This window comes from Paenirhodobacter populi, assembly GCF_004022215.1.
Classification (GTDB): domain Bacteria; phylum Pseudomonadota; class Alphaproteobacteria; order Rhodobacterales; family Rhodobacteraceae; genus Rhodobacter; species Rhodobacter populi.
The window spans coordinates 36,942-56,500 of the sequence record NZ_SAUZ01000015.1 but is presented as its reverse complement, the minus strand read 5'-3'; the positions used below and the strand labels follow the sequence as shown (position 1 = coordinate 56,500).

Here is a 19,559-nt window from a genome sequence, read left to right as displayed (position 1 = left end):
CACGCGGTCAGATCACTCGACCGACAGGCCATTGGCGATGGTCTCGGAGGTCACGCGCAGCAGGTCGAGATAAGTCGGGACCGGGCCATCGGGCTCCGACAGGCTGTCGACATAAAGCTCTCCGCCGTAGCGGACGCCGGTCTCGCGGGCGACCTGCTGGGCCGGGGCGGTGTTCACCGTGCTTTCGCAGAACACGACCGGGATGTTGTGCTCGCGCACCCCGTCGATCACCGCGCGCACCTGCTGCGGCGTGCCCATCTGGTCGGAGTTCATCGGCCAGAGATAGAGCTCCTGCATGCCGAAATCGCGGGCGATATAGCTGAAGGCGCCTTCGCAGGTCACGAGCCAGCGCTGCGCCTCGGGCACTTCGGCGATCTGGCGGCGCAGCGGCTCCAGCGTCGCGCGCAACTCGGCCTTGTAGGCGGTGGCGTTGGCCACATAGGTCGCCGCGTTCTCCGGGTCCTGGGCCGCGAAGGCGGCGAGGATGTTGTCGATATAGATCAGCGCATTGTCGAGGCCCATCCAGGCGTGCGGGTTCGGCTTGCCGTCATATTCGCCACCCGAGATCGAGATCGGGTCGATCCCGTCGGTCAGTGTGACCGAAGGCACGTCGCCCAGATTGCGCAGAAACTGCTCGAACCACAGTTCCAGGTTCATGCCGTTCCAAAGGATCAGGTCGGCATCCTGGGCGCGCACGATGTCCTGCGGCGTCGGTTCGTAGCCGTGGATTTCGGCGCCCGGAACGGTGATCGACACCACATCTGCGGCATCTCCTGCCACCCGGCTTGCCATATCGGCCAGAACTGTAAAGGTCGTCACGACCTTCATGCGGTCATCATCCGCCATGGCGGTGCCGGCCATCAAAGCCGTGGCTGTAACAGCGCCAAGCAGACGCGACAGTGTCGAAGACATCGGAAGTCCTTTCCTGTTTTCGGGTCAAGATCCATCGCAGTCGAGCCCAAGACTTAGCTGCGAGTGAGTCGCAATATGAATAGTGCGCGCTCTAGAAATTGCAACTGCAAATCAGTCGCAATATTAACTTGACGCCCCCGGACAGTCCGCGCATCTTTGTTGCGACTCACTCGCAATATATGAGGTCGATCATGACGCTGAGCCACGACAGCGGGCTTGCCCCCGACGAAGCGCGCCGCATCCTCTCCGAGGCCGGGCTGCGCGCGACCCGGCAGCGTCTGGCGATGATCGACATCCTGTTCGGCCAGCCCCCGGCTCATGTTTCGGCCGAGGGCCTGTATGACGAGGTGCGCAGGCGGGGTGCGCCCGGTTCTTTGAGCCGCGTCTATGGCAGCCTCAAGCATTTCTGCGCCTCCGGCCTCATGCGGCGGGTGCCGATCTACGGCAACACCGCCTGGTATGAGTTGCAAGGCGAGGATCATCACCATTTCTATGTCGAGGACGAGGACCGCCTGCTCGACATCCCGCCCGATCTGATCCGCCTGGGCGATCTGCCGCCGCCGCCGCCTGGCTATACGATCTCCGGCGTAGATGTGCTGTGCCGCATTCGCCGCGATGATGCCTCCGAACACAGATCCTGACCCCGAAACCAAAGCGACAAGCCAGCTCCCATGCTCCAGGAAGCCATCATTCAGACCGATCCATCCCGCCCGGACCCGACGGGCGCCGACCTGCTGGAGGCGGCGGGGCTGCGCAGCACCCGCCCGCGCCGCGCCATCGCGGATATCCTGTTCGGTCGGAGCTATCACCACTTCACGGCCGACGAGATCTTCGCGGCCGCGATGGCAGCCGGGCAGCGCCTGTCGCTGGCGACGGTCTACAACACCCTGAGCGAGTTTGCGGCGCATGGGCTGATCCGCCGCCTCGCCACCGCCGGAGGCCCGGCCCAGTTCGACATCGGCACCGGGGATCATCACCATTTCCATGTCGAGGCCGACAACCGGGTGATCGACATCGAACCGGAAGAGATCGCCTTCGCCCGGCTGCCCGAGCCGCCGCAGGGCTACCGGATCGCCAATATCGACGTGGTGATCCGCCTTGAACCGATGGCGCCGCCGAACACAGGAGCAACCGCATGAACCGTCGCCAGCATCTGCGTCAGATCGCGCGCCAGTCGCTGATCACCCGGTCTACCGGCAAGCCCCCGCTTCGCCCTCTGGCCGCGCTTTGCGCGACCTTGCCCGCATGGGCGGAGATCGCGGGTTCGCGGCTCCTCCTCGCCCTCGATCAGAACCCGGGATCCCTGAGCGAGGATCAGAAATGGGGCGCTGCCATCGCGGCGGCCATCGCCACCGGACACCCCGATCTGGTCCAGGCTGTCCAACGGGATGCAGAAGGTCGGATCACCCATCAGACCCGCGATCTTGCGCAACGGGTGACGGTCGCGGCGCTGCTGGCGCAGGGAGCCAGCCCGGGCGCGACCGGTGCCGGATGCTCTCCTGACATAGCACAGGATCAGGATGCACCGGAGGTCGCGCTTTTCGCCCTCGCCGCCACTGCCGCCTGGGCCGGTCGGGTCGATCTTGAGCCCCGGCTCGGCGCTGCACAGGCGGCTGGCGTTGCAGACGGGGCGATCTCCTCCATCCTCGCAATCTCCCATGCGCTTGCCGTCATCGCCACCCTCCTGAACGGCGGCCCGTCACGGAATGCCGCCCAGGGTCAGGAGAGTCTGCGTGCCAGTTGAGATAACGAACCCACGACCGCCGGATCAGGCCTGCTCCCCTATGGGACCCTGATCGGAACCTGTTCCTTTCCGTCCGACGAGAATGCGTGCAGGCCACGCAACCGTCTCGTCATGCCCGCACCCAGAGCCACCGGAGTCCCCATATGAACGCCCGCACCATGCCCGAAAACCTTTCCATCGCATCCGCGACCCCGATCCTGCGCGACCATCGCTGGCTGGAACTGACCTCGGCGGCCAATCAGGCGTTCAGGGATGGTGCCGTGGAACCGGCCCGCAAGCTCTATACGCGGGGCCTTGAGGAGGCCGAACGGCTCTTTGCCACACTGAACCCCGAGGACACGGCTGTTCCCCTGCCGGCCATCATGAACATCGCCTGCCATAACCTGGCGCAGCTCGCCCGCCAGGATGGCAACGAGCCGGAATGCCGCCGCCTGCTGATCCTCGCCTTCGACCGGCTCATCGGTGCCGCGCGGCAGCCGGCAACCCCTATAGAATTACGGATCGCCTGCATCCAGCATCTGAAATACACGCTCTCCGAATTGGCTGAACACCTGGCAGGTCAGACCGCTCCGGAACCCGCAATAGGCCACTATGTCATTTGCCTGCGCGAGGCGGTCGCCGCCGTCAGCCATGCCGCCGCTCATATGGATCGCGCAGGCGATCCGCGCAGTTGCGGGCATTGCGGCCTCACGAACTGATCCCATCCCCAAACCGCCTTGCTGCCCGGCGGAACATGCGGCGGCTCCTCCACCCGACAGGAAAGACAGACCATGAAGACCCTGACACCCGCGATGAAAGACATGCTCGCCACGCAGACGCCGATCCAGGCCACCGTCACCGATGGCGGTATCCCCAATCTCGGCCCGAAGCGCAGCCTGCGGGTCTATGACGACAGCACGCTGATCTTCAATGAAAACACCGGCGGCCAGACACTCGCCAACATGCAGAAGGGCTCGAAAATCGCCGTGGCGGTCATTGATCGCGAGAAGCTCGACGGCTACCGTTTCCTCGGCACGCCCGAACTGTTCACCGAAGGCGCCCCCTTCGACAATGCCGTGGCCTTCGCGGGCGAGAACGGCATGAAGACCCCGAAGTTCGCGGTTCTTGTCCATATCGACGATATCTGGTCGCTGCGCTCCGGCCCGGATGCCGGCAAGAAGATGGATCAACTGAGCGCCTGAGGGCGCGAGAGACCCGCCTCTACCCCCAGTCGAGGCGGCGAGTGAGCGTCGGGCGGAACAAAATGTATAAGAAGACCCCGGAAATTCTTGGCCGACGCAATGCCGGAGCCACCGCCCGACGCCAGCTCGTTCTCGACCAGCTCGCCCGCCCGCGCACCCAGATGGAATTGCAGACCCGGCTCGGCATGAGCCGCACCGGCCTCCTGCATCTCCTGCGCCGGATGCAGCGCGACGGGCTGATCCACCCCGCCGAGAAGATCGGCGTCACCCGGGTCTGGGAGCGCGGCGGCGCCTGACGCTGCGCCTCCCGATCAGAAGGTCAAACAGAACTGCATACTGCGGGGGCGCCGCTCCCGCGCAACTCCCTCATGCCCAATGGAAATGACATGGCACTCATCAACACGAAAATTCGCGCCTTCAGGGCATCGGCCTTCAAAGAGGGCAAGTTCATCGAGATCACCGAAGCCGATGTTCTCGGCAAATGGGCGGTGTTCTTCTTCTATCCGGCGGATTTCACCTTCGTCTGCCCGACCGAACTGGGCGACGTGGCCGACCATTACGACGAACTGCAAAAGCTCGGCGTCGAGGTCTTCTCGGTCTCGACCGACACGCATTTTACCCACAAGGCCTGGCACGACGCCTCCGATACCATCGGCAAGATCCGCTACACGATGATCGGCGATCCGGTGGGGATCATCACCCGCAACTTCGACGCCATGCGCGAGGAACAGGGCCTGGCCGACCGCGCGACCTTCATCATCGACCCGGACGGGGTGATCCAGGCGGTGGAGATCACCGCCGAGGGCGTCGGGCGCGACGCCTCCGACCTGCTGCGCAAGATCAAGGCCGCGCAATATGTCCGCAACCACCCCGGCGAGGTCTGCCCGGCGAAATGGCAGGAGGGAGAACAGACCCTCGCCCCGTCACTCGATCTCGTGGGCAAGATCTGACGACAGCGTGGACCGGCGGCCTGCTGCCGGTCCGCATCATTCTCCATGAAAGACGATGAGCCCGACTGGCGGTGTGTCTCCGCGCTTCCGGCTCTGCCGGAAGAGCATCATGACAACCATCGCAATCATATCCGCAGGGACCAGAACCCCGTCGCAAAGCAGCGCCCTCGCCGGTTGCTTTGCGGACAGGTTGCAGGGATCCGCTTCGTCGCCCCAGCCCCATCTGATCGAGTTGCGCACGCTTGCGACATCCATCCTGCTCGCCACTCTGACCGGCGAGAGTGACACCGGCCTGAGGAATGCGCTGCAATGCCTTCAGCAGGCCGACGCGATGATCATGGTCACCCCGCTGCACAACGGCAGCTATTCCGGCCTCTTCAAAATGTTCGTGGATCCGATCGAACCCGATGCGATTCGCAGCAAGCCGGTCCTCCTCGCAGCCAGTGGAGGTACCACGCGTGCTTCGCTCGCCCTCGACGGGCCGGTGCGCAGCCTCTTTGGCTGCTTGCGGGCACTGGTCGCGCCCACGGTCGTACTCGCCACACCGGCCGACTGGGCCGGTCCCGGCACTCCCGGTCCCGAACTCGGCGACCGCATCGCCCGCGCCTCGGACGAGATTGCCGCCCTGATCGGAGGCCTTACGCCATGATCGGGAATAGTCTTCGCGAGCGTGTTCAGGTTCAGCTCGGCACCCACGGCTACCCGGTCCTCATTGGCACCGGGCTGATAGATCAGGCGGGTCGCGAAATCATGCCGCTGCTGTCCCGCCCCCGCGTGGCCATCGTCACCGACGAGACCGTGGCAAAGCTCTGTCTGCGCCGTCTCACGCATTCCCTGGTCACCGAAGGGATTTCCCACTGCGCAATGATCCTGCCTCCGGGCGAGGCAACCAAATCCTGGCAGCCCCTTATCAGAACCACGGAGTGGCTGCTCGGGCAGCAAGTGGAACGCGGCGATCTGATCATCGCGCTCGGCGGCGGCGTCATCGGCGATCTGACCGGGTTCGCGGCCGCGATCCTGCGCCGCGGCACCCGCTTTGTGCAGATCCCGACAACCCTGCTCGCCCAAGTCGACAGTTCGGTCGGCGGCAAGACGGGGATCAATACCGTGCAGGGCAAGAATCTGATCGGCAGCTTCCATCAGCCGGAGCTCGTGCTGGCCGATACCGGCGTCCTTGACCACCTGCCCCGCCGGGATCTGCGCGCCGGTTATGGCGAGATCCTGAAATGCGCCCTCCTCGGCGATGCGGGGTTCTTCGCGTGGCTTGAGAAGAACGGCCCGGACCTTGTGACTGGCGACGCTTCTGCCAGGCACCACGCGATCCGAAGGTCGGTGGAGATGAAGGCCGAAGTCGTTGCACGGGACGAAACGGAGAGCGGGGACCGGGCGCTTCTCAATCTCGGTCACACCTTCGCGCACGCACTGGAAAGGGCGACAGGTTATTCCGACCGGCTTCTCCATGGCGAAAGTGTCGCCATCGGCTGCATGCTGGCCTTCGAGCTTGCCCGCCATCTCGACATGTGCCCGCAGGAGGACATGCAGCGGCTGCGCTCTCATCTCGCGCGCATGGGGATGAAATCCACACTTTCGGATATCGGGGCGGACCTGCCCTCTCCGCAGGTGCTGGTCGAGTTCATGCAGCAGGACAAGAAGGCCGAAGGGGGAGAGATTCGCTTCATCCTTCCGAACCGCATCGGTCAGTGCCGTATTGCGGGCTCGGTCCCGCATGGCGCCTTGCTCCACACTCTTGTGCGGTCCGCGACGTCCCGGACTCTTCATTGAAAACTCCCGACCTGCCCCCCCCCCAGAATATACCTCTTTCGCCAGTCATGACCTGCCAGCACAAGGAAACCGCCATGATCAGGGTCTTCGGCCACAAGGCACCGGACACCGACGCCATCGGATCGGCGCTGATCGCGGAATGGTATCTGAGCGAGGTCCGGCGAGCGCCGGCACAGGCGTTCGCGCTCGGCCCGCCCAACACCGAGACGGCATTCGTTCTGCGCCGCTGGCATCTCGAACCGCCGGAAGTCCTGACCGATGTTGCGTCCGGGGACCGCTGCTTCATCGTGGACACGAACAATCCCACCGAGTTGCCGCCGTCCATCCGGGAAGCGGAGATCATTGGAATCGTCGATCACCATCTTCTCGCAGGCGGGCTGACGACCAGGGCGCCCATCGAGATCGCCATCCGGCCGGTGGCGTGCAGCGCCACCATCCTGCATGACCTGATCGGCAGTGACATAGGACGGATGCCCCGCGATCTGAAGGGGGTGATGCTGTCCTGCATCCTGTCGGATACGCTGGCGTTCCGGTCCCCGACAACCACGCCTCATGACCAGGCGGTGGCGGTGGCGGAGGCGCTGGCCGCGGAACTCGACATCGCGATTCCCGGCTATGCGGCCGAGATGTTCGCGGCCAAATCCGATATCGCGGCTTTCGACGAGCCGACCCTGCTGGGCATGGATTCCAAGGCCTACCCTGTCGGCGGCAGGATGCTGCGGGTCTCGGTGCTGGAAACGACCACGCCGGAACTTCTGTTGCGGCGCAAGGCCGCGCTGATGGCCGCCATGCCCGGGGCGGCCGCGCAAGGCGGGGCGGACCAGCTTCTGCTCTTCATCATCGACATCCTGAAACAGGAGGCGACCCTGCTGGTCCCCAACGATCTGGTGGCCCGGATCGCCGAGGCCAGTTTCGGTACGCGCCCGACAGGCGACACCCTCACCCTCCCCGGTATCGTCAGCCGCAAGAAGCAGATCATACCGGCCCTGACGCTCTGACCCCGTCAGCCCGTGAGCGCCGGGGCGGCAGGATGACGCGGCCCGATCCTGCGCCGCAGGACATTGAGCAGGATGGCGATGGTACTGCCATTGTGCAGGACAGAGGTTGCCAGCGGCGACAAGAGCCCCGTCGCCGCCCCGGCCAGAATGCTGGTGTTCAGCCCGATGGTCAGCCGGAAGCTGAGGCGGATGATTTCCATCACCTCATGCGCGATCATCAGCGCGTCGGCCAGCCCGGTCACATCATCCTCCAGCAGCACGATGTCGGCGGTCAGCCGGGCGATATCGGCGCCCCGGTTCATCGCGATCCCGACATGGGCGCGGGCCAGCGCCGGCGCGTCGTTGATGCCGTCGCCCACAAAGGCGATCCGCGCGCCGGACTCCGCGAGTTGTCCGATGATGCGGGCCTTCTCCTCGGGCAGGAGATCGGCGTGATAGCCATCAAGCCCGAGCATCGCCGCGATCTCCGCCGCGCGGTCGTCGCGATCCCCGGTCAGCATCAGGATCCGTCTTGCCCCCAGCTCCCGCAGCCGGGCGATGGTCGCACCGGCCGATGCCCGCAGCGTGTCCTCGAGCCCGATGATACCAAGAAGACGCCCGCCAAAGCCCACGAAGAGAACGGTTTTGCCGTCGTCGAACAGCCGGTCGATCATGCCGCGCTGCGCGCTGCAATCGATCCCCTCGTCATCCTCCACGAAGTGGCGCGACCCGACGACGATGCGCTTGCCCTCCATCATGCTCGCCACGCCATGTGCCACGATGAACTCGACTTCCTGATGGTCGAAATGCTTGTTTCGCCCGGTGGCACGCGCGGCCTCGACGACGGCCATGGCCAGCGGGTGAAAGGCGTAGTGCTCCTCGACCGAGGCTGCGAGGCAGATCAGGTCCTCGGGGCTGAAATCATCGTCGAAGGCGATGGCATCGGTCACCTCCAGAACGCCGGTGGTCAGCGTCCCGGTCTTGTCGAACACGAAGGTATCGGCCTCGGCCAGACGTTCCAGCGCATCCGCGCCCTTGATCAGGATCCCGGATTGCCCCGCCCCATACATCGCATACCGGAAGGCAATCGGGGTCGCGAGCTTCAGCGCGCAGGAGTAATCCGCCTGCAGCACCGAGGCCGGACGCCGCCAGTCGCCCGAGATCAGGAAGGATCCGGTCGCCACCCGCAGGATCGTGGGCACCAACTGATCGGCGAGCCGGGCGGAATCCAGTTGCATCTGCCCCTTCGCGGCCAGCGAGCGTTCGACATAATCCGCGATCCGCGCGGTCACCGTCCCGGCTCCGACGGTTTCGGCATAGATCGCGATCCGCCCGTCCTGAACCAGAGAGCCCGAGAGAACGCGCGACCCCCGGGTCTTTTCGACCAGCGTCGCCTCGCCGGTCAGCGCGGCCTCGTTCACACTGGCTAGGCCGGACAGAACTCGCCCGTCGACCGGCAGGACCGATCCCGCGGCCACGACCACAATGTCGCCGATCACGACCTCATCGGCGGGTATCTCGATCTCCTGCCCGTCGCGCATCACCCAGACCACGGGGTGCACGGGCCGCAACAGATCGCGCAACAGCAGGTCAGAACGCCGGGCCGTCGTCTCGCTCAGATATTCGCCGAGAGACAGCAGGAAGCCGGTGGTGTTCGCGACCGCGAAGTCCCCCCTCGCCAGCGAAATCGCAACCGCCAGCCCTTCCAGCACCCGGGACGTGATCCCTTCCCGGGCCAGATCCTCGCCCGCTTCCCGAAACAGCGTGCGGGCGGCCGCGACCGAGATCGCAAGCTGCGCCGCGCGCGGCAGCCAGCCGATCCCGAACAGCACCATCGCACTGGCGATCAGCGCATCGCGGGCACCGCCGGTATCGGTGTCTGCTAACCGCACATCCGGCCCCGATTGCGGTGCGAGCGTCAGAAGCGCGCCCTTGAGCCGGACCGGGTCCGTCAGCGAGGGCTCGAAAGCAAGGACGAGCGAGCGCGCCCGGGCACTGGCCCGCGCGCTTTCAACGCCCGGAATCCTCTCCGCGGCGGCGACCAGACCGGACCAGTCGGGCACCCCGTGAAACCGGCAGCGGAACCGCGCACGGGCAGGCAGGCTGTGCACCAGCTCCGCCTGCATCAGCAAACTGGCCTGCGTCATGCGTCCCCGGACTGTCCGGCCGTGACTTCCGCCTGGATGTCGGCGATCTGCTCCTTCAACTCGGCCAGCGCACCGGCCAGGTTGCCGAAGGTCTGCACCCCCTGCCGGATGATCTTCTCTCGCAGCTTCTCGTCGCTCAGCGCCCAGGTGATCGCGCCGCCGATCAGCACGCCCGCGAGCAACTGCCCCGAAGCGGTCTCCGGCAGGATCGACTTCAGCCCGCCCAGCACCCCGCCTTTCTGCGGCGCCACTTCGACATAGCGGATCTTGCCGTTCTTCTTCTTGTTCTTAACCGATTTCTTCTTTGCCATCGCTCTCTTGCTCCTGTTCCCGATCCGTCGCCTGCAGCAACCCGTCCACCGCCATGGCGGCCGCGATTCCGCCGGCGAGCGCCAGCATCGCCCTGACCGGCTCGTCCCGCTCCAGTGCCTCGGCGACCATCGTGCCGCCGGCCACCGCGATCCCGGCCTTCAGCGCCCGCCGCACTTCCGCGCGCGACAGCGATCTGCCCCCGGCATCAGTCACGGCCAGCACGCCGGTCGCGACCATTCCCCGGATGAAGGCCGTCCGCGCCGCGCGCATTCGCCTGTCCCGTTTGCGCCGCTTTTTCACGCTTCCGTCTTCCCGCCCGCGGGCGCGCCGGTCGTCGGTTTGCGGGGGCTGCGCTTCGTGCGGCTGACCTTTTTCGGAGCCTCGGGTTCGGGTGCCGCGGCCTCTCCCTCCAGTTTCTGGCGCAACTGGCCTGATTGCTTTTCCACCGCCGAAAGTCCGGTGATCGCCGCGCCGCGCAGCTGGCTTCCCGCGCGGTCCAGCCCGTCCCGGATCAGGGCGGTCCCCGCATCCTTGCGATTGCGCAGGGCAGGCAGGGGCCCCGCTTTCCATCCATAGCGGACGCCGAGCGCCCCCAGGACGATACCGGCGGCCAATGTCACGATCGGGTTCATTTTCCTTTGTTCCTTTTCATCTTTACCCTTGTTCTCCTTCGCCCAGGGCAAACCGCTCAAGAAGTGCGGACGCGGATTGCGATTCAATTCCCGCCAGTAAATCTTCCCAGGCTGCGGGCGAAATGAGCGAGGGCAAATATTCGACGGTACAGGATCGGGCCAGGGCATTCAGCGATACCGCTTTCACCCCATCGAGCCTGCGGAGCCGGTTCAGAAGCCAAATCGCCTCCGCCTTGCCCGGAAGTGCCGTCGAGGCATGTGTCCCGAGCTTCACACGCAAACGGCCCGGAATATGGTGGGCGATTCGGCAGGATTTCAGCGCGGCCAGGAGTTCATCCTCATTCATTGCAGGAGGCCGCCCTGGAATGCATTATCACGCAGGGTGAGGATGACAGGCCCCTGCCGCGTCGCGACGAGTGTGTGCTCGAACTGGACGACCGGCGCAGGCGGCATGGCGTAGAGCGTCCAGCCATCGCCGCCCTGCACGGTCTGCCACGCGCCCAGAGACAGGAACGGCTCGATGGTGAAAACCATGCCCTCGCGCATGATCCGCTTGTCAGCGGGATTGTTCCAGGTCGCCAGCGCATCGGGATATTCGTGGAGCGATCTGCCGACACCATGGCTGGCCAGATCGCGGATCAGGCTGTAGCCCTTCTTGCGGGCGAAACTGCCGATGGCACGGCCTATCTCCGAAAACCGCTGGCCGGTCCGGACCTGTCGGATCCCCTCCCAGGTCGCGCGTTCGCCATCCTCGCAGAGCTGGCGGATGTTCGGCATCACCGGCGGCACGATGAAGGATGCCCCGGTATCCGAGTAGAAACCGTCGCGTTCCGCCGAGACGTCGATATTTACCAGATCGCCGCGCTGGATCCGGCGCGGGCCGGGGATGCCATGCGCGGCCTCCTCGTTCACGCTGATGCAGGTCGCGCCCGGGAACTTGTAGTCCAGTTGCGGCGCGGAACGCGCCCCTTCGCGCTCCAGGCAATCGCGCCCGATGGCGTCGAGTTCAGCCGTGGTCATGCCGGGTTCCAGCACCGCGCCCATCTTCTGCAGGGTCATGGCGACGATACGCCCGATCACGCGCAGTTTCGCCAGATCGTCCTCGTTGCCGATGGTCATTGCATTGCGCTTTCGGATGAGCGGTCCCGGCGGGAGGCAAGCCGCAGGTTCCGCGCGTATTGCCGTCGGGCCTGATCCCGTCTCAGGCGCGACATCCGGTCGATGAAGACGATGCCGTTCGTGTGGTCGATCTCGTGCTGGAGACAGACCGCAAGCATCCCGTCCGCGACGAGACTGACCCGATGCCCGTCAAGCCCGGTGTAACGCACCGTGACCGTTTTGGACCGCGCGACCTGCTGGCTGATGCCCGGCATCGAAAGACAGCCTTCCAGCCCGGCGATCTGTCCGGAACCCGCCTCTGCGATCTCGGGGTTGGCGAGAGCCAGCCGGTGGCGGGCGCCACGTCCGTCCTCCACATCCACGACGATCAGCCGGAGGAGAATGCCGAGCTGGACGGCCGCCAGCCCTGCCCCGTGCGCGGCATCCATGACGCGAAACATATGTGCGGCCAGCGCCCGCGTATCGGTATCGATCTCCGCGACCGGTTCGGATGGCCGCCGCAAGCGGGGATCGTCGATCGGCAGGATTCGATCCGGAAACATCGACCACTCCTTTTCCCGGCCTCAGGCCGCTTTCTCGCCCACCGGCAGGCGGATCAGGTGGTCGAAGGCGGCGAGCGAGGCCTTCGCGCCCTCACCCATGGCGATGACGATCTGCTTGTAGGGCGCAGTGGTGCAATCTCCAGCGGCAAAGACCCCGGGCAAAGAGGTCGCGCCATGGGTATCCACCACGATCTCGCCGCGCGGCGACAGCGTAAGCGTGCCCTTCAGCCATTCGGTATTGGGGACAAGGCCAATCTGGACGAAAATCCCTTCCAGCGGCAATTCGCGCAGCTCGCCGCCGGCCCGGTCCTCCCAGGACAGACCGGTGACGCGGGTGCCGTCCCCTTTGACTTCTGTGGTGCGGGCCTGCGTGAGGATGGTCACGTTGGACAGCGAGCGCAGCTTCCGTTGCAGCACCTCGTCTGCGCGCAGACTTTTGTCGTATTCGATCAGAGTCACATGGGTGACGATGCCGGCGAGGTCGATCGCCGCCTCGACGCCGGAATTGCCGCCGCCTATGACCGCGATACGCTTGCCCTTGAACAGGGGGCCGTCGCAATGCGGGCAGAAGGCCACGCCCTTGTTCAGATAGTCCTCCTCCCCCGGCACGCCCATGCGCCGCCAGCGCGCGCCGGTCGCCAGGATCAGGCTGGTCGAGGTCAGGCTCGCGCCGGAGGTCAGCGTGACGCAAAAGCCCCCGGCGGTTTCTTCGAGCTTCGCCGCCGTCTGGCCGTTCATGATCTGCACGTCATAGTCGCGCACATGGGTTTCCAGCGCGCGGGCGAGCTTCGGGCCTTCGGTATGCGGCACCGAGATCAGGTTCTCGATCGCCATGGTGTCCAGAACCTGGCCGCCGAACCGCTCGGCCACGACGCCGGTGCGGATGCCCTTGCGCGCGGCATAGACAGCCGCCGCGGCACCCGCCGGCCCGCCACCCACGACCAGAACGTCGAACGGCGCCTGCGCATTGATCGCATCCGCCGTGCGACTGGCCGCGCCGCTGTCGATCTTTGCCAGGATTTCCTCCGCGCCCATCCGGCCCGCGCCGAACGGCGCGCCGTTGAGGAAGATCGTCGGCACCGACATCACCTGCCGCGCCTCGACCTCGGACCGGAACAGCGCGCCGTCGATGGCGACATGTTCGATGCCGGGATTCAGCACCGCCATGAGGTTCAGCGCCTGCACCACATCGGGGCAGTTCTGGCACGACAGCGAGAACCAGGTCTCGAACCGGAAGGTGCCCTTCAGCGCCCTGATCTGGTCGAGCAGCGCCTGCTCGGCTTTGGGCGGGTGGCCGCCCACCTGCAACAATGCCAGCACCAGTGAGGTGAATTCGTGACCCATCGGCACGCCCGCGAAGGTGAGGTGGATATCCTGCCCCGGCGTGGTCAGGGCGAAGGAAGGCACACGCTCGCCCCCCTGACCCGCCGTGACGGTTATCTTGTCCGAAAGGCTGCGGATATCCTCCACAAGGGCCAGCATCTCGCGCGATCCGGAGCTGTCGTCGGCGAAGGTCGTGATTTCGACCGGGCGCTTCAGCCGCTCCAGATAGGCCCGAAGCTGGGTTTTCATGTTGGCGTCGAGCATCGAAATCTCCCGGAGCGCGAATCTTGTTGCGACTGGATCGCAATTGACTTCTCGGCGAAAAGGTTGTCTTGGTCAAGCATATTGCGAGTGATTTGCAGTATCATCAGAGAGGCTTGCCAGGCTGAGGCTGAGAATCGTTCTTCACCAAAGGCATCATGATGACCGGAGCCCTGATCCTGTTGCGCCATGGCCAAAGCACCTGGAATGCGCAAAACCTCTTCACCGGCATACGCGATCCCGACCTGACGGCGCGTGGGATCGAGGAGGCGCGACAGGCCGGGAAGGCCCTGCGCCAGCGCGATATAATCCCCGATTTCTGGTTCACCTCGGCGCTGCAGCGTGCCTATCACACGCTTGATCACGTGCTCCTGGAAATGGGCATCGCCGATCTTACGATCACCCGCAGCTCAAGGCTCAACGAGCGTGACTATGGTGAGCTTTCCGGACTCGACAAGGACGATGCCCGCAAACGGTGGGGTGACGCGCAGGTCCACATCTGGCGCCGCTCTTTCGACGTCGTTCCGCCGGGGGGGGAGAGCCTGGAGGACACCGCCAATCGCGTCCTGCCCTGGTACGACAGCCATGCTGCGCCGCTCCTCCAGCAAGGAAAGACCGTCCTGATCGCCGCGCATGGCAACTCCTTGCGCGGGCTGATCATGAAACTCGAGACGCTGGACCGTGACGCGATCGTCGGCAGGGAGATCGCGACCGGGGTTCCGATGATCTATCGGATCGGTGCCAGCGGAGACATGCTTTCGATGGAGGAGCTCCGTCCGGATTTACGATAGCGCGCCATTGGCGGCCTGGTGCAGACTTTCCCGACGATCCTGTGATGACCCTTGCGCACGCCGCTGCTATTCTGAAACTGAAAAGAAAGTCCGCGCAAGGCGTTGACCGGCTAACCCAACACAAGAAATCCGGCCACATGACCAAAGATCTGGAAGAGAAACTCGCCGAACTCTGCAAGGAAAAGGGCATGCGCCTGACGGGCCCCAGGCGCACCATCCTGCGGGTTCTCTCCGCGTCCCCCGACCACCCCGATGCCGAGGAGCTTCACCGGCGGGTCATGGCGGTCGAGCCCGGCATCAACATCGCGACGGTGTATCGGACGATGAACACCCTCGCCGAACATGGCCTGATCGAGCGCCACAGCTTCGCCGATGGCCGGGCACGCTACGAGGCCGGCGGGTCGGAGCATCACGATCATTTCGTGAATGTCGAGACGGACGAGGTGGTGGAGTTCCGCTGCGACGAGATTGAAATCCTGCAGCAGAAGATCGCCAGGGAGCATGGTTTCGAGATCGTGGGGCATCGGCTGGAGATTTACGTCCGGCCCCTTTCTGGCAAGGCTGGTATCTGACCTGGTGTTGCGTCAGAAAGCGGCTTTGTTGCGCAGATCCCGTCCAGGATTCAGCTTGTGAATCCAGCTTGGTAGCTGCGCGACGTGAGTAGGTCCACACTCCCCGCCTACAGGATCCGGAACGGCCTGCCTACTATGCTGCGCTCAAGCGCCGAGGGGTCGCTGATCATGTGGTTTGACCCCACAATGACCTGGGAGTCTGTGCCTGCCGGCAAGCGCGGCCGATAGCCTGACTACAGCGATGCCGCTATTCAGCCAGCCCGACGATCAAGGTGCTGTCGGCATCGCATTGAGCTAGACTACAGGGTTTGGGCGAACCATCTGGCGACGTTGGAGCGGGTATCACCGCCGAAGCCGTGCCGAGATCAAGATGCACTGTGTCAAACTGCTGGGCCAAAGCCTGTCTGCGTGCGACTTCACCGTCAGGCTGTGGAGTTCCAGGTCCGTTTCGCGGTGCTCAACAGTTTCGACGCGCTCGGCACACCCGTCACGCAAGCCAAGGGACGAGTCTGTCCGGGGAAGGGGGAACGCCGGCCCTCACCCGATTTGTGTAACAGGGCGGTGCCGATGCCTCTCGGGTTCTGCACGATTTGATCGCCGAAGATTTCATACCGTTGCTTGTTCGCAAAAGGGCAGGAATATCTGAAAGGAACGCTGCGCTTGTCGCGGCAGTCCTGCTGGGCGTCGGGGTGCTGAGGGATGTGGTCGGCGTCAAGGTTATGGCGGAAGAGGAAGGCGGCGAGATCGAGGGCGACATCGCGGGCTTGATCGCCAGCCTTCTGAGCGGCCGGACCTGACCACGGGATCCCGGCGCGACTTCGGCGGATCGGAGGCCTCGTATGCAGCATTCTGCTTCAGGTGCAGATGCGGGCGACAGGGGCTGGCGCAGATCGCGCATTCCCCCGCCAGCCGGGAACCATGGGAGTATCGGCAGAGTGCAGACAAGCGGGCGGCGGGTCGGGCACGCTCCGGCTTTGCCGGAACGCGCTTCGCTGTCTCAAAGCGTGGGATAGTCGATATATCCGACCGCATCGCCGTTTTCGGTCGCATAGAAGCTTGTGAAATCGGGCGCGTTCAGCGCCGCACCCTGCCGGAATCGCTCCGGCAGGTCGGGGTTTGCGAGGAAAGGCACGCCATAGGCGACCAGATCAGCCGTGCCGGATGAAACCGCAGCCTCGCCCAGATCGACGTCATAACCGCCGTTCAAGATCAGGCCCCGGGTGAACACCTTGCGCAGGTGCGGGGCGATGCGTTCCACCTCGGGCGGCAAAGCCGTGGGGCCGGCGATGGGTTCGGCGACGTGAAGATAGACGAGTCCCAATTTGTCCAGTTCGCCGGCCAGGTAGGTGAAGGTCGCTTTCGGATCGGAATCCTTCATACCGTGAATGTTCAGGTTCGGCCCGACGCGATAGCCCACACGGTCCGCGCCGATGGCCCCGGCCACGGCGGCGGCGATTTCCAGAGGGAAACGGGCGCGGTTCTCGATGCTGCCGCCATATTGATCCGTGCGGATATTCGAGCCGTCGCGCAGGAACTGGTCCAGCAGATAGCCGGAACTGCCGTGGATCTCGACTCCGTCGAACCCGGCCTCGCAGGCGTTGAGAGCGGCCTTGCGAAAATCCTCGATGATGCCGGGGATCTCATCGGTCTCCAGCGCGCGTGGCACACCCAGTGGCACCCGGCCGGTCGAGATATAGACCTCCCCCTCGCCCGCGATGGCTGAGGGCGCGACCGGCAGCGCACCACCGTGGAATTCGGGATGCGAGACGCGGCCGACATGCCAGAGCTGGGCGAAGATCGCGCCGCCGGCCTTATGGACTGCCTTGGTCACCTCGCGCCAGGCAGCAACCTGTTCGGGCAAATGGATGCCGGGGGTGCGGATATAGCCCACGCCCTGCGGGCTGACCTGCGTGGCCTCGGAGATGATCAGGCCCGCGCCGGCACGCTGCGCGTAATAGGTCGCAGCCAGCGGGTTGGCCAGATTATCCTCAACCGCGCGCGAGCGGGTCATCGGGGCCATGACGAGGCGGTTCTTCAACCGGAGTGAACCGAGGTCATAGGGCGAGAAAAGCTCTGCATCTGCAGGCAATGTCATGGGGAAGGCTCCGTTTCCTTGAGGGGTGAAGGGCGCTATTGCGCGATAGCACGGGCGGCGGCACGCAGGGCGTCACGATGGACAAGCAGGTAGTCGCGCAGGCTGCGCGGCCTTCGGCCGGTAAGCCACTCGAAAGCGTCGGTGACGGTCGCGACCCCGCCGTTGCGCGTGTTCACGTCGATCGCCACCAGCAGTTCGACCAGCGGCGCGGGCAAACCGGCGCCGGCAAGACCCGCCGCCAGATCCGCATCGCTGACCGCCACCAGAGTGACCGAGGCGCCGAAGACCTCGTTCACGATGGCGACGATCTCCGCCGCCGTCAGCGCCTCGGGGCCGGAGATGTCGAGCCTGCGGCTTTCCGTTCCGCCTGCCAGCAGCGCGGCGGCAGCGGCGCGGGCCAGATCGTCGCGCCAGACATGGGCGACCCGCCCGTCACCCGCCGCGCTGACCCACCGGGCGGTGGCCAGCACCTGCGGCAGCCACATGAAGACACTGTCGGCATACCAGTTCGGCCGCAGGATGGTGAAGGGAATGCCGGTCTGCGCGATGGCCTGCTCGGTGCCGTGGTGGTCGGGCGCGAAGGGCACGGCCGAGCCGGGTTCGGGCTTCTGCATCGAGGTATAGCTGATATGCCCGACGCCCGCCTTCGCCGCCGCCTCGACCGCCGCCAGATGCTGGCGCAGGCGCAGCGGCGGATCCTGCGGGGTATCGGGGGCCGAGATGATCAGCACCCGGTCGATGCCGCCAAGGACCTCGGCCAGTTCCTCTGGGTCGTCGAAATCGGCGCGGCGCAGCTCCACGCCGCGCGCGGCGAGATCGGAGAGCTTGCCGGGATCGCGGCTGCCGGCGACGACATCGGCTTCTGCGCCCTCGGCCTTGGCTTCGAGCAGTGATTCGACGACGCCGCGGCCGAGATTACCGCCGGCGCCGGTCACGAAAAGGCGGGGTGTGGTGGTCATGGTGTTTCCTGTGCAGAAGGCATGGGTCAGATCGCGCAGCCGTCCGGCCCGCAGACCGCGCCATCGGCCAGAACCTCGGGACGGGCCGGCATGTCGGCCCAGGCTTTCTCCAGCGCCTGCGCGAAGACCTCGGGCGACTGCGCCCCGGAGACCGCGTATTTGCCGCCGATCAGGAAGAACGGCACGCCATTGCCGCCGAGCCGCTGCAACGTCAGCTGGTCGCGCTCCACCTCCGCGCCGAAGGCATCTCCCTTCAGCACCGCCTGCGCCCGGTCGCGGTCGATTCCGGTCTCCGCCGCGAGCGCCAGCAGGCTGGCGTGATCGAAGACCGAGACCTTTTCGGAGAGATAGGCCCGATAGAGGCGCAGCAGCATGGCGTTCGCGCGTCCCTCCTGCGCCGCCAGCTTGATCAGGCGGTGGGCATCGAGCGTATCGCCCGTCAGCGTGCCGGCAAGGTGATACTCCAGCCCCTCCCCGGCAGCCGCCTCCTCGACCTGGCGGAAGACAGCGCCAGCCTGCGACGCGGGGAGCCCCATCTTCGCCGCCACGATCTCTTCTACCGGTCGCGGCGCCATGCCGGGCATCAGCCGGTAGGCGTGATGCGTCACCGCCACCCGGTCGCGGTGTTCAAAACCCGACAGCGCCCGGGCGAAACGTGTCGCACCGATCCAGCACCAGGGGCAGACCACATCCGACCAGATCTCGACGGCAAGTCCTTGCGTATTCGTTGCCATGTCGCGGCTCGCTTTCCCGAAGGGCCTCGGTGTGCGACCGAAGCTATGGTTCCCGTTTGTAACCTGAGCTATATTCGGAACTTGAAACGTGGTTGCAAGAAGGCACATCAATGTCACCGGGTCACATCGAAACGCCCGTCCGGCCTCCGGCCCCCTGCCCGCCGGATTGCGACGGTTTCGCGCGCGAGCTTCTCAGCCGCGTGGGCGACAAGTGGAGCCTGCTGATCATCGGGCATCTGTCGAACGGTCCGCTGCGGTTCAGCGAATTGCGGCGCAAGATCGAAATCTCGCAGCGGATGCTGACGCTCACGCTGCGCAGTCTGGAAAAGGACGGGCTGATCACCCGTACCCAGTTCCCGACCATCCCGCCCCGCGTTGATTACGAGCTGACCCCGCTGGGCCGGACGCTGCTGGAGCCGGTGATGGGGCTGGTGCTCTGGGCCAACCGGCACAGTGGCGAGGTCGAACACGCGCGGGCGCGGTTCGCCCGGACCGGCACACAGGACTGATCCCGCAACCCCGCGCA

26 protein-coding genes and 1 pseudogene are annotated in these 19,559 nt (G+C 65.3%); 15 read left to right on the top strand and 12 right to left on the bottom strand.

Going from position 1 to position 19,559, the window contains the following annotated elements; translation table 11 throughout:
- Positions 1-12: 12 nt before the first annotated feature.
- Positions 13-912, bottom strand: a complete 900-nt coding sequence (locus D2T30_RS13525; RefSeq protein ID WP_128209291.1) for a metal ABC transporter substrate-binding protein — start codon at positions 910-912, stop codon at positions 13-15.
- Between the two features lie 191 nt (positions 913-1,103).
- Between D2T30_RS13525 and D2T30_RS13520 the strand changes: the two genes are divergently transcribed.
- From D2T30_RS13520 to D2T30_RS13475, 10 genes are all read left to right on the top strand, one after another.
- A complete protein-coding gene (locus D2T30_RS13520) occupies positions 1,104-1,553 on the top strand; it encodes a Fur family transcriptional regulator (RefSeq protein ID WP_164884305.1) in 450 nt (149 codons plus the stop codon).
- Positions 1,554-1,583: 30 nt separating this feature from the next.
- On the top strand, positions 1,584-2,051 hold the full coding sequence (locus D2T30_RS13515; RefSeq protein WP_128209289.1) for a Fur family transcriptional regulator: 468 nt from the start codon (positions 1,584-1,586) through the stop codon (positions 2,049-2,051).
- Positions 2,048-2,656, top strand: coding sequence for a hypothetical protein (locus tag D2T30_RS13510; RefSeq protein ID WP_128209288.1), 609 nt, complete (start codon positions 2,048-2,050; stop codon positions 2,654-2,656). The genes D2T30_RS13515 and D2T30_RS13510 overlap by 4 nt, the downstream gene beginning before the upstream one ends.
- A 143-nt stretch (positions 2,657-2,799) precedes the next feature.
- Positions 2,800-3,354, top strand: coding sequence for a hypothetical protein (locus D2T30_RS13505; RefSeq protein WP_128209287.1), 555 nt, complete (start codon positions 2,800-2,802; stop codon positions 3,352-3,354).
- Between the two features lie 72 nt (positions 3,355-3,426).
- Positions 3,427-3,837 (top strand): pyridoxamine 5'-phosphate oxidase family protein, encoded by a 411-nt coding sequence (locus tag D2T30_RS13500; protein ID WP_128209286.1) that lies wholly within the window; start codon positions 3,427-3,429, stop codon positions 3,835-3,837.
- 62 nt (positions 3,838-3,899) lie between these two features.
- On the top strand, positions 3,900-4,133 hold the full coding sequence (locus D2T30_RS13495; protein WP_128209285.1) for a hypothetical protein: 234 nt from the start codon (positions 3,900-3,902) through the stop codon (positions 4,131-4,133).
- A gap of 90 nt (positions 4,134-4,223) precedes the next feature.
- Complete coding sequence (ahpC, locus tag D2T30_RS13490; protein WP_128209284.1) at positions 4,224-4,787, top strand: alkyl hydroperoxide reductase subunit C; 564 nt, start codon at positions 4,224-4,226, stop codon at positions 4,785-4,787.
- Positions 4,788-4,896: 109 nt separating this feature from the next.
- Positions 4,897-5,436 (top strand): NAD(P)H-dependent oxidoreductase, encoded by a 540-nt coding sequence (locus tag D2T30_RS13485; protein WP_164884304.1) that lies wholly within the window; start codon positions 4,897-4,899, stop codon positions 5,434-5,436.
- Positions 5,433-6,569, top strand: coding sequence for a 3-dehydroquinate synthase (aroB, locus tag D2T30_RS13480; protein ID WP_128209282.1), 1,137 nt, complete (start codon positions 5,433-5,435; stop codon positions 6,567-6,569). The genes D2T30_RS13485 and aroB overlap by 4 nt, the downstream gene beginning before the upstream one ends.
- A 74-nt stretch (positions 6,570-6,643) precedes the next feature.
- Positions 6,644-7,567, top strand: a complete 924-nt coding sequence (locus D2T30_RS13475; protein WP_128209281.1) for a manganese-dependent inorganic pyrophosphatase — start codon at positions 6,644-6,646, stop codon at positions 7,565-7,567.
- 5 nt (positions 7,568-7,572) lie between these two features.
- Here the strand turns inward: D2T30_RS13475 and D2T30_RS13470 are convergent, their stop codons facing one another.
- Genes D2T30_RS13470 through ahpF form a run of 8 tightly spaced genes read right to left on the bottom strand, consistent with a single transcriptional unit; the run spans position 7,573 to position 13,885 of the window.
- Positions 7,573-9,693, bottom strand: a complete 2,121-nt coding sequence (locus tag D2T30_RS13470) for a heavy metal translocating P-type ATPase (RefSeq protein WP_128209280.1) — start codon at positions 9,691-9,693, stop codon at positions 7,573-7,575.
- Positions 9,690-10,004 carry a YtxH domain-containing protein gene (locus D2T30_RS13465; protein WP_128209279.1) on the bottom strand — a complete coding sequence of 105 codons (315 nt, stop codon included), beginning with the start codon at positions 10,002-10,004 and terminating at the stop codon, positions 9,690-9,692. Before D2T30_RS13465 ends, D2T30_RS13470 begins: the two co-directional genes overlap by 4 nt.
- Complete coding sequence (locus D2T30_RS13460) at positions 9,982-10,305, bottom strand: hypothetical protein (protein ID WP_206612955.1); 324 nt, start codon at positions 10,303-10,305, stop codon at positions 9,982-9,984. The genes D2T30_RS13465 and D2T30_RS13460 overlap by 23 nt, the downstream gene beginning before the upstream one ends.
- The gene (locus D2T30_RS13455; RefSeq protein ID WP_128209277.1) at positions 10,302-10,637 is read right to left on the bottom strand and encodes a hypothetical protein; all 336 of its coding nucleotides are present in this window, start codon (positions 10,635-10,637) and stop codon (positions 10,302-10,304) included. The genes D2T30_RS13460 and D2T30_RS13455 overlap by 4 nt, the downstream gene beginning before the upstream one ends.
- 22 nt (positions 10,638-10,659) lie before the next feature.
- Positions 10,660-10,983, bottom strand: coding sequence for a cation transporter (locus D2T30_RS13450; RefSeq protein WP_128209276.1), 324 nt, complete (start codon positions 10,981-10,983; stop codon positions 10,660-10,662).
- Complete coding sequence (gene map, locus D2T30_RS13445; protein ID WP_128209275.1) at positions 10,980-11,756, bottom strand: type I methionyl aminopeptidase; 777 nt, start codon at positions 11,754-11,756, stop codon at positions 10,980-10,982. The genes D2T30_RS13450 and map overlap by 4 nt, the downstream gene beginning before the upstream one ends.
- Positions 11,753-12,298 carry a peptide deformylase gene (gene def, locus D2T30_RS13440; RefSeq protein ID WP_128209274.1) on the bottom strand — a complete coding sequence of 182 codons (546 nt, stop codon included), beginning with the start codon at positions 12,296-12,298 and terminating at the stop codon, positions 11,753-11,755. The genes map and def overlap by 4 nt, the downstream gene beginning before the upstream one ends.
- Positions 12,299-12,319: 21 nt before the next feature.
- On the bottom strand, positions 12,320-13,885 hold the full coding sequence (gene ahpF, locus D2T30_RS13435) for an alkyl hydroperoxide reductase subunit F (RefSeq protein ID WP_128209273.1): 1,566 nt from the start codon (positions 13,883-13,885) through the stop codon (positions 12,320-12,322).
- A gap of 155 nt (positions 13,886-14,040) precedes the next feature.
- Between ahpF and D2T30_RS13430 the strand changes: the two genes are divergently transcribed.
- From D2T30_RS13430 to D2T30_RS13415, 4 genes and pseudogenes are all read left to right on the top strand, one after another.
- Complete coding sequence (locus tag D2T30_RS13430; protein WP_241651276.1) at positions 14,041-14,673, top strand: 2,3-bisphosphoglycerate-dependent phosphoglycerate mutase; 633 nt, start codon at positions 14,041-14,043, stop codon at positions 14,671-14,673.
- 44 nt (positions 14,674-14,717) lie between these two features.
- Positions 14,718-15,245 carry a Fur family transcriptional regulator gene (locus D2T30_RS13425; RefSeq protein WP_338325443.1) on the top strand — a complete coding sequence of 176 codons (528 nt, stop codon included), beginning with the start codon at positions 14,718-14,720 and terminating at the stop codon, positions 15,243-15,245.
- 310 nt (positions 15,246-15,555) lie between these two features.
- Positions 15,556-15,839: pseudogene (locus D2T30_RS13420) on the top strand (hypothetical protein); the annotation flags it as partial.
- A complete protein-coding gene (locus D2T30_RS13415) occupies positions 15,827-16,042 on the top strand; it encodes a hypothetical protein (RefSeq protein WP_380730390.1) in 216 nt (71 codons plus the stop codon). The pseudogene D2T30_RS13420 and the gene D2T30_RS13415, both read left to right, overlap by 13 nt.
- Positions 16,043-16,242: 200 nt before the next feature.
- On the opposite strand, the gene D2T30_RS13410 is transcribed toward D2T30_RS13415, so the two are convergent.
- The 3 genes from D2T30_RS13410 to D2T30_RS13400 are packed head-to-tail and all read right to left on the bottom strand — an operon-like array spanning position 16,243 to position 19,033.
- Entirely contained in the window at positions 16,243-17,340 is a 1,098-nt protein-coding gene (locus D2T30_RS13410; protein WP_128209271.1) for an alkene reductase, read from the bottom strand.
- Between the two features lie 35 nt (positions 17,341-17,375).
- Positions 17,376-18,299: an NAD(P)H-binding protein gene (locus D2T30_RS13405; RefSeq protein WP_128209270.1), complete on the bottom strand. Its 924-nt coding sequence runs from the start codon at positions 18,297-18,299 to the stop codon at positions 17,376-17,378.
- 26 nt (positions 18,300-18,325) lie between these two features.
- Positions 18,326-19,033, bottom strand: a complete 708-nt coding sequence (locus D2T30_RS13400; RefSeq protein WP_128209269.1) for a DsbA family oxidoreductase — start codon at positions 19,031-19,033, stop codon at positions 18,326-18,328.
- Positions 19,034-19,143: 110 nt separating this feature from the next.
- On the opposite strand from D2T30_RS13400, the gene D2T30_RS13395 reads away from it, so the two are divergent.
- Positions 19,144-19,542: a winged helix-turn-helix transcriptional regulator gene (locus tag D2T30_RS13395; RefSeq protein ID WP_128209268.1), complete on the top strand. Its 399-nt coding sequence runs from the start codon at positions 19,144-19,146 to the stop codon at positions 19,540-19,542.
- Positions 19,543-19,559 lie beyond the last annotated feature (17 nt).

What these genes read in the sequence shown, in the direction of transcription:
- D2T30_RS13510 (WP_128209288.1), top strand. Translation starts at nt 2,048, where the DNA reads ATGAACCGTCGCCAGCATCTGCGTCAGATCGCGCGCCAGTCGCTGATC.
- ahpC (WP_128209284.1), top strand. Translation starts at nt 4,224, where the DNA reads ATGGCACTCATCAACACGAAAATTCGCGCCTTCAGGGCATCGGCCTTC.
- D2T30_RS13500 (WP_128209286.1), top strand. Translation starts at nt 3,427, where the DNA reads ATGAAGACCCTGACACCCGCGATGAAAGACATGCTCGCCACGCAGACG.
- D2T30_RS13475 (WP_128209281.1), top strand. Translation starts at nt 6,644, where the DNA reads ATGATCAGGGTCTTCGGCCACAAGGCACCGGACACCGACGCCATCGGA.
- D2T30_RS13410 (WP_128209271.1), bottom strand. Translation starts at nt 17,340, where the DNA reads ATGACATTGCCTGCAGATGCAGAGCTTTTCTCGCCCTATGACCTCGGT.
- D2T30_RS13405 (WP_128209270.1), bottom strand. Translation starts at nt 18,299, where the DNA reads ATGACCACCACACCCCGCCTTTTCGTGACCGGCGCCGGCGGTAATCTC.
- map (WP_128209275.1), bottom strand. Translation starts at nt 11,756, where the DNA reads ATGACCATCGGCAACGAGGACGATCTGGCGAAACTGCGCGTGATCGGG.
- D2T30_RS13505 (WP_128209287.1), top strand. Translation starts at nt 2,800, where the DNA reads ATGAACGCCCGCACCATGCCCGAAAACCTTTCCATCGCATCCGCGACC.
- D2T30_RS13465 (WP_128209279.1), bottom strand. Translation starts at nt 10,004, where the DNA reads ATGGCAAAGAAGAAATCGGTTAAGAACAAGAAGAAGAACGGCAAGATC.
- aroB (WP_128209282.1), top strand. Translation starts at nt 5,433, where the DNA reads ATGATCGGGAATAGTCTTCGCGAGCGTGTTCAGGTTCAGCTCGGCACC.
- D2T30_RS13430 (WP_241651276.1), top strand. Translation starts at nt 14,041, where the DNA reads ATGATGACCGGAGCCCTGATCCTGTTGCGCCATGGCCAAAGCACCTGG.
- def (WP_128209274.1), bottom strand. Translation starts at nt 12,298, where the DNA reads ATGTTTCCGGATCGAATCCTGCCGATCGACGATCCCCGCTTGCGGCGG.
- ahpF (WP_128209273.1), bottom strand. Translation starts at nt 13,885, where the DNA reads ATGCTCGACGCCAACATGAAAACCCAGCTTCGGGCCTATCTGGAGCGG.
- D2T30_RS13485 (WP_164884304.1), top strand. Translation starts at nt 4,897, where the DNA reads ATGACAACCATCGCAATCATATCCGCAGGGACCAGAACCCCGTCGCAA.
- D2T30_RS13425 (WP_338325443.1), top strand. Translation starts at nt 14,718, where the DNA reads ATGACCCTTGCGCACGCCGCTGCTATTCTGAAACTGAAAAGAAAGTCC.
- D2T30_RS13520 (WP_164884305.1), top strand. Translation starts at nt 1,104, where the DNA reads ATGACGCTGAGCCACGACAGCGGGCTTGCCCCCGACGAAGCGCGCCGC.
- D2T30_RS13395 (WP_128209268.1), top strand. Translation starts at nt 19,144, where the DNA reads ATGTCACCGGGTCACATCGAAACGCCCGTCCGGCCTCCGGCCCCCTGC.
- D2T30_RS13470 (WP_128209280.1), bottom strand. Translation starts at nt 9,693, where the DNA reads ATGACGCAGGCCAGTTTGCTGATGCAGGCGGAGCTGGTGCACAGCCTG.
- D2T30_RS13450 (WP_128209276.1), bottom strand. Translation starts at nt 10,983, where the DNA reads ATGAATGAGGATGAACTCCTGGCCGCGCTGAAATCCTGCCGAATCGCC.
- D2T30_RS13495 (WP_128209285.1), top strand. Translation starts at nt 3,900, where the DNA reads ATGTATAAGAAGACCCCGGAAATTCTTGGCCGACGCAATGCCGGAGCC.
- D2T30_RS13400 (WP_128209269.1), bottom strand. Translation starts at nt 19,033, where the DNA reads ATGGCAACGAATACGCAAGGACTTGCCGTCGAGATCTGGTCGGATGTG.
- D2T30_RS13455 (WP_128209277.1), bottom strand. Translation starts at nt 10,637, where the DNA reads ATGAACCCGATCGTGACATTGGCCGCCGGTATCGTCCTGGGGGCGCTC.
- D2T30_RS13515 (WP_128209289.1), top strand. Translation starts at nt 1,584, where the DNA reads ATGCTCCAGGAAGCCATCATTCAGACCGATCCATCCCGCCCGGACCCG.
- D2T30_RS13525 (WP_128209291.1), bottom strand. Translation starts at nt 912, where the DNA reads ATGTCTTCGACACTGTCGCGTCTGCTTGGCGCTGTTACAGCCACGGCT.